We start from the raw sequence: 599 nt of genomic DNA, 5'->3' as shown, positions 1-599 counted from the left end.
GCCTACAAAGCCGCCACCGAATTCAAGGGCAAACCCACCGTCATCCTCGCCCACACCGTCAAGGGCTACGGCCTCGGCCCGCACTTCGAGGGCCGCAACGCGACCCACCAAATGAAGAAGCTCACCCTCGATGACCTGAAGAAGTTCCGCGACCACCTGCGGATCCCGGTCACCGACGAGCAGCTGGAGAAGGATTCCTACCGGCCGCCGTACTACCACCCCGGTAACGACGCCCCGGAAATCAAGTACATGATGGAGCGCCGGGCGGCCCTGGGCGGATCCGTCCCGGAGCGCCGCGACACCCACGCCGAGATCGTGCTGCCGGAGGCCAAGTCCTACGAGGTGGCCAAGCGTGGCTCGGGCAAGCAGATGGCCGCGACCACCATGGCGTTCGTCAGGCTCCTGAAAGACCTGATGCGGGATAAGAACTTCGGCAAGCACATCGCCCCGATCATCCCGGACGAAGCCCGCACGTTTGGCATGGATGCGTTCTTCCCCACCGCGAAGATCTACAACCCCAAGGGGCAGAACTACCTGTCGGTGGACCGGGACCTGGTCCTGGCCTACAAGGAATCCCCCGCCGGGCAGCTGATCCACCC

Annotated in this window: 1 pseudogene; it reads left to right on the top strand. The window is 64.4% G+C overall.

Annotation, left to right across the window (positions count from 1 at the left end):
- Window positions 1-599, top strand: a pseudogene (locus PV772_RS23050) (pyruvate dehydrogenase (acetyl-transferring), homodimeric type); the annotation flags it as partial.

The sequence above is a fragment of the Pseudarthrobacter sp. CC12 genome (assembly GCF_039907755.1).
In the GTDB taxonomy this organism is placed as follows: Bacteria; Actinomycetota; Actinomycetes; order Actinomycetales; family Micrococcaceae; genus Arthrobacter; species Arthrobacter niigatensis.
Note: the sequence above shows the minus strand (reverse complement) of the source record. Positions and strands in the feature narration are given on the sequence as shown.